Source organism: Mesorhizobium sp. M7A.F.Ca.CA.002.09.1.1 (genome assembly GCF_003998555.1).
GTDB classification, from domain to species: domain Bacteria; phylum Pseudomonadota; class Alphaproteobacteria; order Rhizobiales; family Rhizobiaceae; genus Mesorhizobium; species Mesorhizobium ciceri.
The window spans coordinates 1-6257 of sequence record NZ_RZRR01000262.1 but is presented as its reverse complement, the minus strand read 5'-3'; the positions used below and the strand labels follow the sequence as shown (position 1 = coordinate 6257).

Below are 6257 nucleotides of genomic sequence, written 5' to 3'. Positions count from 1 at the left end.
AGGTTACTCCATGCAATTCGACCTCCTGCTGAAGGGCGGACGGCTGATCGATCCGGCCGCTGGCCTCGACGCGCTGCGCGATGTCGCCATCGCCAATGGCCGCGTTGCCGCGGTCGACGCCGATATCCCGGCGGACAGCGCCGCGCAGATCGTCGATGCCGGCGGCTGCATCGTCACGCCGGGCCTGGTCGACCTGCACAGCCACGTCTATTGGGGCGGCACGTCGCTTGGCGTCGATGCCGACCGGCTGGCCGCCAAGAGCGGCACCACCACCTTCATCGATGCCGGCAGTGCGGGCGCCGGCAATTTCCTCGGCTTCCGCCGCCATGTCATGGAGCGCTCGAAGGTTCGCATCCTGGCCTATGTCAACATTTCCTTTGCCGGCATTTTCGGCTTCTCGCAGACGGTGTCGGTCGGCGAGTGCAGCGATCTCAGGCTCTGCGAACCGCGCGAGGTTGTGGCTGCGGTGCGCGAGCACCGCGATGTCGTGGTCGGCGTAAAGGTTCGCTCGGGCAAGCATGCCGGCGGCACCAGCGGCATCGCGCCGGTGGATCTGGCGCTGGAGGCCGCCGACCAGGCCGGCCTGCCGCTGATGGCGCATATCGACGAACCGCCGCCCGGCCGCTCGGAAGTGCTGCCGCGCCTGCGCAAGGGCGACATTCTCACCCATTGCTTCCGGCCTTTCCCGAATGCGCCGGTGTTCGCTTCCGGCGCGGTGCGGCCCGACATGCGGCTGGCGCGCGAGCGCGGCGTCATCTTCGACATCGGCCACGGCATGGGCTCGTTCGATTTCGCCGTCGCCCGCGCCATGCTCGAAGAAGGGCTGGCGCCCGACGTGATCTCGAGCGACGTGCATCTCTACTGCGTCGACGGTCCCGCCTTCGACATCCTCGTCTGCATGTCGAAGCTCCTGGCGCTCGGCATGCCGCTGGTCGAGGTCCTGCGCGCCGCCACGCAAGCGCCGGCGCAGGCGATCGCGCGGCCTGACCTGGGCACACTGGCCGTCGGCACGGTCGGCGACGTCGCCGTGCTCCGTCAGCGCCCGGGCCGCTTCACCTTCGTCGACGCGGTCGGCGCGTCATTGGTCGCCGATCAGAGACTGGTGTGCGAAGGCATCGTTATCGGCGGCACCTGGTGGCCGAACGAAGCGGTCAACGATGTCAGCGAGACTGAGCGGTTTGTGGCGCATGCCGCGCATACCCATGTCGAGGTTGCGGCGAGGCACTTTGGGCATCGGCACGACTAGCTGATCTCGCCAGCTTGTGCCTGTCTTGGGACTGTGCGCTTGGCGAATGGCTTCCCCCACTCCGTCGCTGCTTCGCAGCGCCACCTCTCCCCCCTCCGGAGCGAGAGGAAGGAGCCAAGGGCGGCGAACTCGCGCCTTCCTCTCCCTCGCCGATCTGTGTGGCGCCCTTCCTCTACCCCGTCGATCGGGGGAGAGGTGGCGAGCGAAGCTCGACGGAGTGGGGGTCGACTTTACCCGGCGTTGCTCACCGCCCCGTAAACCGGCGTCTCAATGCCTTCCATCCGCGCCTTGATCTGCAGCGCCACATATTTCGAATAGAAGCGCGACAGCGCCAGATTGCCGCCGTGGAACCAGAGCGCTTCCTGGGCGGTCGGCTTCCACATATTGCGCAGCTCGCCTTGCCAGGGGCCGGGGTCGCCCTTGACGCCGGAGCCAAGGCCCCAGCACGGGCCGACCTTGTCGGCGACTTCGCGCGAAACGATCGCGGCGACATTCTCGTTCATCGACTGATAGCCGGTGCAGGCGATGATGGCGTCGGCGGCGAGTTCACTGCCGTCCTCGAACAGGATGCCGCTCGGGGTCAGCGACTTGATGGCGACGCCGCTGCGGATGCCGATCTTGCCGTCGATGATCAGGTCGGAGGCGCCGACATCGATGTAGTAGCCGGAGCCGGTGCGGTAGGCCTTCATCAGAAGGCCGGTCTCGTCGTCGCCGAAATCGATGGCGAAGCCGGCGGCGCGCAAGCGGTCGTAGAAGGCCGCGTCGCGCGCCTTGATCACCTCGTAAAGCGCCTGCTGGCCCTTGGGCACCAGCGCGAACGGCGTCGAGGCGACGATCATGTCGGCCTTCTCGGTGGTGATGCCGCGCGACAGTGCGTCTTCCGAGAAGATCTCGAAGCCGACTTCCATCAGCGTGTCCGACTTGACCACTGTCGTCGGCGAACGCTGGATCATGGTGACCTCGGCGCCGCTCTCCCAGAGGTCGACGCAGACATCGTGGCCGGAGCTTGCAGCGCCAATGACGGCGACTTTCCTGCCGCGGAATTTGTCGCCGCTGGCATACTGGCTGGAGTGCAGCAGCTCGCCCTTGAACCGGCCGGCGCCCGGCAGATCGATCCGCCGCGGCGGGCCGTAGGCGCCGGTGGCGAAGACGATGTGCTTGGGCTTCAGCGTGATCTGCCGGCCGACGCGGTCGACGACCACGGTCCAGACTTTTTCGGCCTCGTCATAGCTGGCGCTGAGGCATTTGGTGGCGACCCAGTAGTTGAGCTCCATGACGCGCGTATACATTTCCAGCCAGTCGCCCATCTTGTCCTTGGGCGTGAACACCGGCCAGTTTTCGGGGAAGGGAATGTAGGGCAGATGGTCGTACCAGACCGGATCGTGCAGCACGAGCGTGCGGTAGCGGTTGCGCCATGAGTCACCCGGCCTGGCATTCTTCTCGATGACGATGGCCGGCACGCCGAGCTGGCGCAGTCGCGCCCCCAGCATGATGCCGCCCTGGCCGCCGCCGATGACCAGGCAATAGGGCTGTTCATCAGTGCCGAGTTCGCGCGTCTCGCGCGCCCGCGCCTCCGACCAGGTCTCGCGCTGGGGATCGGCCTTGTGGCGCACGCCGAGCGGCCGCGCCGCGCCCTTGCGCTCCTCGAAGCCCTTGAGGTCGGCCATCGCCGTGAACAATGTCCGGCAGCGGCCGTCGCGCAGCCGCATGATGCCCTCCCCCCTGGCCACCACGGTTTCGAAGCTGAACCAGGCCTCGATGGTGCCGTCGTCCGAGGTCGCCTCGCCGGTCAGCCGCCACGCGCTCGGCTTGGCCGTCGCCAGCGTCGTCGCCAGCATGTCGGCGATCGCCGCGCGGCCTTCCACGGTCGTGATGTTCCAGGTGAAGGTCAGGAGATCGCGCCAGTAGCAATCGTCGACGAAGAGGTTGCTCGCCGCCGCAGCGTCGCCGGCTGCGAGTGCCTGTGCCAGGGATTCGAGCCATGCGGCGGCCTGTTTCGTCGGTGCTATTTCGAGCATCTCTTTCCCTCTTTCGTTTCATGTCCGGCTTCCCTTCTCCCACAAGGGGAGAAGGTGGCCTCACGAAGTGAGGTCGGATGAGGGGTGCTCCAGCTTGGCGCCGACGGCACTCCGTCACCCACCCCTCAACCGTCTCGGCGCTACGCGCCGATCCACCTTCTCCCACAAGGGGAGAAGGAAAAGCGCAGCCCTAGTCTCCGAGCGGCTCCATCTCCTTGCCGGTGCGGTGGATCTGGGCGTTGTATTTGATGCGGCGCACCGTCTCGCGGGCCGAGCCGTCGAGCTTGTAGGCGGAGGCCACCGCCAGCAGGTCGATCGCCGCCAGAAAGGCGAAGCGCGATGCCGTCGGCTTCAGCGTGTCGGGATATTCCGGCACCGCCACCGTCAGCCTGACGTCGCAGGTGCGGGCGAGCTCGGTGTCGGGCGCGGTCACGGCGATCGCATTGGCGCGGTAATGCTTGGCGAGCTCGACGGCCTCGATCACCTCGCGGGTGCGTCCCGTCGCCGAAATGGCGATCACCAGATCGCCGGGCTTGAGCGTCGAGGCGGTCATGCGCATCAGATAGGGATCGCACTGGGCGCTGACTGTTATGCCGTAGCGGAACAGCCGGTATTGGGTTTCCTGCGCCAGCGCCGAGGAGCTGCCGCCGAGGCCGAAGACCGTGACCTGGCGCGCCTTGGCGATCAGCTCGGCGGCCTTCTGCAGCTGGGCCGGGTCGAGCTGCCGCTCGGCCTCCTGCAGCGCCCGGCGCGCCTCGCCGAACACGGCGTTCCAGAACGGCATGCCATTGTCATTGCTGACGGAAGGCGACTTGGCCAGGTAGAGCGCGCCGACGACGAGGCTCTGCGCCAGCTTCAGCTTGAAATCGCGCACGCCCTCGCAGCCGATGGCGCGGCAGAACCGGGTCACCGTCGGTTCGCTGACCCCGGCGCGCTGGGCAAGGGCGGCGTTGGAGGCGTCGACGGCATATTTGACGTCGTCGAGAACGACATCGGCGACACGCCGTTCGGCCGGGCGCAATTCGCTGTAGGAATCCTTGACCAGCGAGATGATGTCGGGGATGCGCCGGACAGGATCGCGTCTCTCGGTATCGGGGCCTGGAACAGGCTCGTCCTGGCTGCCAGCGTCGGTCATGGGGTCCTGGTCTTTCCCTGGGTTGCGAGGCTGTCGTCTTAGCATGTTTGCACGCCCTGGCTCCACGTGCCCGACCGGATCGCAACCGCAGCGTGTCGTTGGGGAAAGCTCACCTTCCTCCGTTCCTCTCCGGTCCGTGTCAGTTCCGAAGTATGTAGGAAAGCAACATGCATTTCAAGGCCGTAAAACCGACGGTAAAACAAGATGATAGGTATACTAATCGATTTTCGCGATACGGCCGCTATCGTCGGTGCTTGACAGGAAAGTAGGATAGTTACAGACTGATTTTCGCTGGGGATGAGCCAATGGATCATCGCGCAATCTTCCCGGGGGGCAGATGAACACGGGCGATGCAAAAAAGCCGAAGCTTGGCGTGCAGGCAGCCACCAAGATCTATCACACGGCCTCCGGCGACCTGCTGGCGCTGGACCGCTGCAGCCTCGATGTCAGCGTCAATGAAATCGTCTCGATCGTCGGCCCTTCCGGCTGCGGCAAGACCACGCTTTTGTGGTCGATGTCGGGCCTGCACAGCCTGACCAGTGGCGAGATCCGGCTCGACGGCAAGGCCATCACCGGTCCGCATCCCGATATCGGCATCGTCTTCCAAGAGGCGAACCTCCTGCCGTGGCGCAACCTCGACGCCAACATCCGCTTCCCCTTCGAGATCAAGAGCGAGAAGCCGGACCGGGCGTGGATCGCGCATCTGCTCAACCGGGTCGGGCTTGCTGGCTTCTGCGGCAAGTTTCCGCGCGAGCTGTCGGGCGGCATGCAGCAGCGCGCGGCGATCGTGCGGGCGCTGGCGCTAAAGCCCTCGGTGCTTTTGATGGACGAGCCGTTCGGCGCGCTCGACAGTTTCACCCGCGAGGAGATGAACCGGCTGGTCGAGGAGATCTGGCTCGACACCAAGACAACCATCGTCTTCATCACCCACAGCATCGAGGAAGCGATTTTTCTCTCGGACCGGGTGGTGGTGCTGAGCGCCCGGCCTGGCCGCGTCGCCAAGGAATACCGCGTGCCGTTCCCACGGCCGCGTTCGCTGGAGATCATGGCGACGAAGGAGGTCTTCGACCTCACCAACCGGATCAAGATGGACATTGTCGGCGAACGCACGCGGCCAAAAGCCCCGGAGCGCCCGAGCGCCGAAATCGTGAGGATCAGGCCGTGAGCGGGGGCGATGCCATTCCGGAATTCTCAAAGTCCAAGTCGGGCGCCAAGGCGGGCGACGGCCATGAGGTCAGCCTGACCAACCTTTCCGCCTTCGCCAGCGGCCCCGGCATCAAGTCGGGCAAGGAGGTGGCGGCCATTCTTGTCGTGGCGGTGATCATCATCGGCGGCATCGAACTGGCGCTGCGGCTGTTCCACGTGCCGCTCTATATCATGCCGCCGCCGAGCTCGATCGCTTATGCGCTGTTCGACGAGTTTCCGCTGATCGCGCCGCATCTCGGCTACACGCTGGTCGAGCTGGTGTCCGGCTTCACCATCGGCGCCATCATCGGCCTGGTGCTGGCCGCCGTCATCACCCAATTCCCGTTCGCAGAGAAGATCGTCGCGCCTTACATCCTGCTTCTGGTCACCACGCCGATGCTGGCGCTGGTGCCGCTTCTGATCCTGCGCTTCGGCTTCGGCTACACGCCGCGCATCATCGCGGTGGCACTGGCCGCCGGGCCGATGGTGATGATCAATGCGGCGACAGGCTTTCGCCGCGTCGACAGCGCCAAGATTGCGCTGGCGCGTTCCTATGGCGCCAGCACCCTGCAGATCTTCTGGAAGATCCGTGCGCCGATGGCGCTGCCGATGATCCTGGTCGGGCTGATGATCGGCGCCATCTTCGGCCTGCTGACCGCGGTCGGCGCGGAAA

Annotated in this window: 5 protein-coding genes; 3 read left to right on the top strand and 2 right to left on the bottom strand. The window is 65.8% G+C overall.

The window, feature by feature from the left end; translation table 11 throughout:
- Positions 1 to 10: 10 nt before the first annotated feature.
- The gene (locus tag EN994_RS13805; RefSeq protein WP_063169590.1) at positions 11 to 1246 is read left to right on the top strand and encodes an amidohydrolase/deacetylase family metallohydrolase; all 1236 of its coding nucleotides are present in this window, start codon (positions 11 to 13) and stop codon (positions 1244 to 1246) included.
- Positions 1247 to 1476: 230 nt separating this feature from the next.
- Here the strand turns inward: EN994_RS13805 and EN994_RS13800 are convergent, their stop codons facing one another.
- Together EN994_RS13800 and EN994_RS13795 are read right to left on the bottom strand one after the other, a co-directional pair.
- Entirely contained in the window at positions 1477 to 3264 is a 1788-nt protein-coding gene (locus tag EN994_RS13800; protein ID WP_063169589.1) for an NAD(P)/FAD-dependent oxidoreductase, read from the bottom strand.
- A gap of 190 nt (positions 3265 to 3454) precedes the next feature.
- Entirely contained in the window at positions 3455 to 4399 is a 945-nt protein-coding gene (locus EN994_RS13795) for a MurR/RpiR family transcriptional regulator (protein WP_063169588.1), read from the bottom strand.
- Between the two features lie 337 nt (positions 4400 to 4736).
- On the opposite strand from EN994_RS13795, the gene EN994_RS13790 reads away from it, so the two are divergent.
- On the top strand, positions 4737 to 5564 hold the full coding sequence (locus tag EN994_RS13790) for an ABC transporter ATP-binding protein (RefSeq protein ID WP_127307590.1): 828 nt from the start codon (positions 4737 to 4739) through the stop codon (positions 5562 to 5564).
- Positions 5561 to 6257 (top strand): ABC transporter permease subunit (locus tag EN994_RS13785; protein ID WP_127307589.1); only part of this gene is annotated, 697 nt, incomplete at its 3' end. The genes EN994_RS13790 and EN994_RS13785, both read left to right, overlap by 4 nt.

Coding starts and splice junctions, on each gene's coding strand:
- EN994_RS13800 (WP_063169589.1), bottom strand. CDS start 3,264: ATGCTCGAAATAGCACCGACGAAACAGGCCGCCGCATGGCTCGAATCC.
- EN994_RS13805 (WP_063169590.1), top strand. CDS start 11: ATGCAATTCGACCTCCTGCTGAAGGGCGGACGGCTGATCGATCCGGCC.
- EN994_RS13795 (WP_063169588.1), bottom strand. CDS start 4,399: ATGACCGACGCTGGCAGCCAGGACGAGCCTGTTCCAGGCCCCGATACC.
- EN994_RS13790 (WP_127307590.1), top strand. CDS start 4,737: ATGAACACGGGCGATGCAAAAAAGCCGAAGCTTGGCGTGCAGGCAGCC.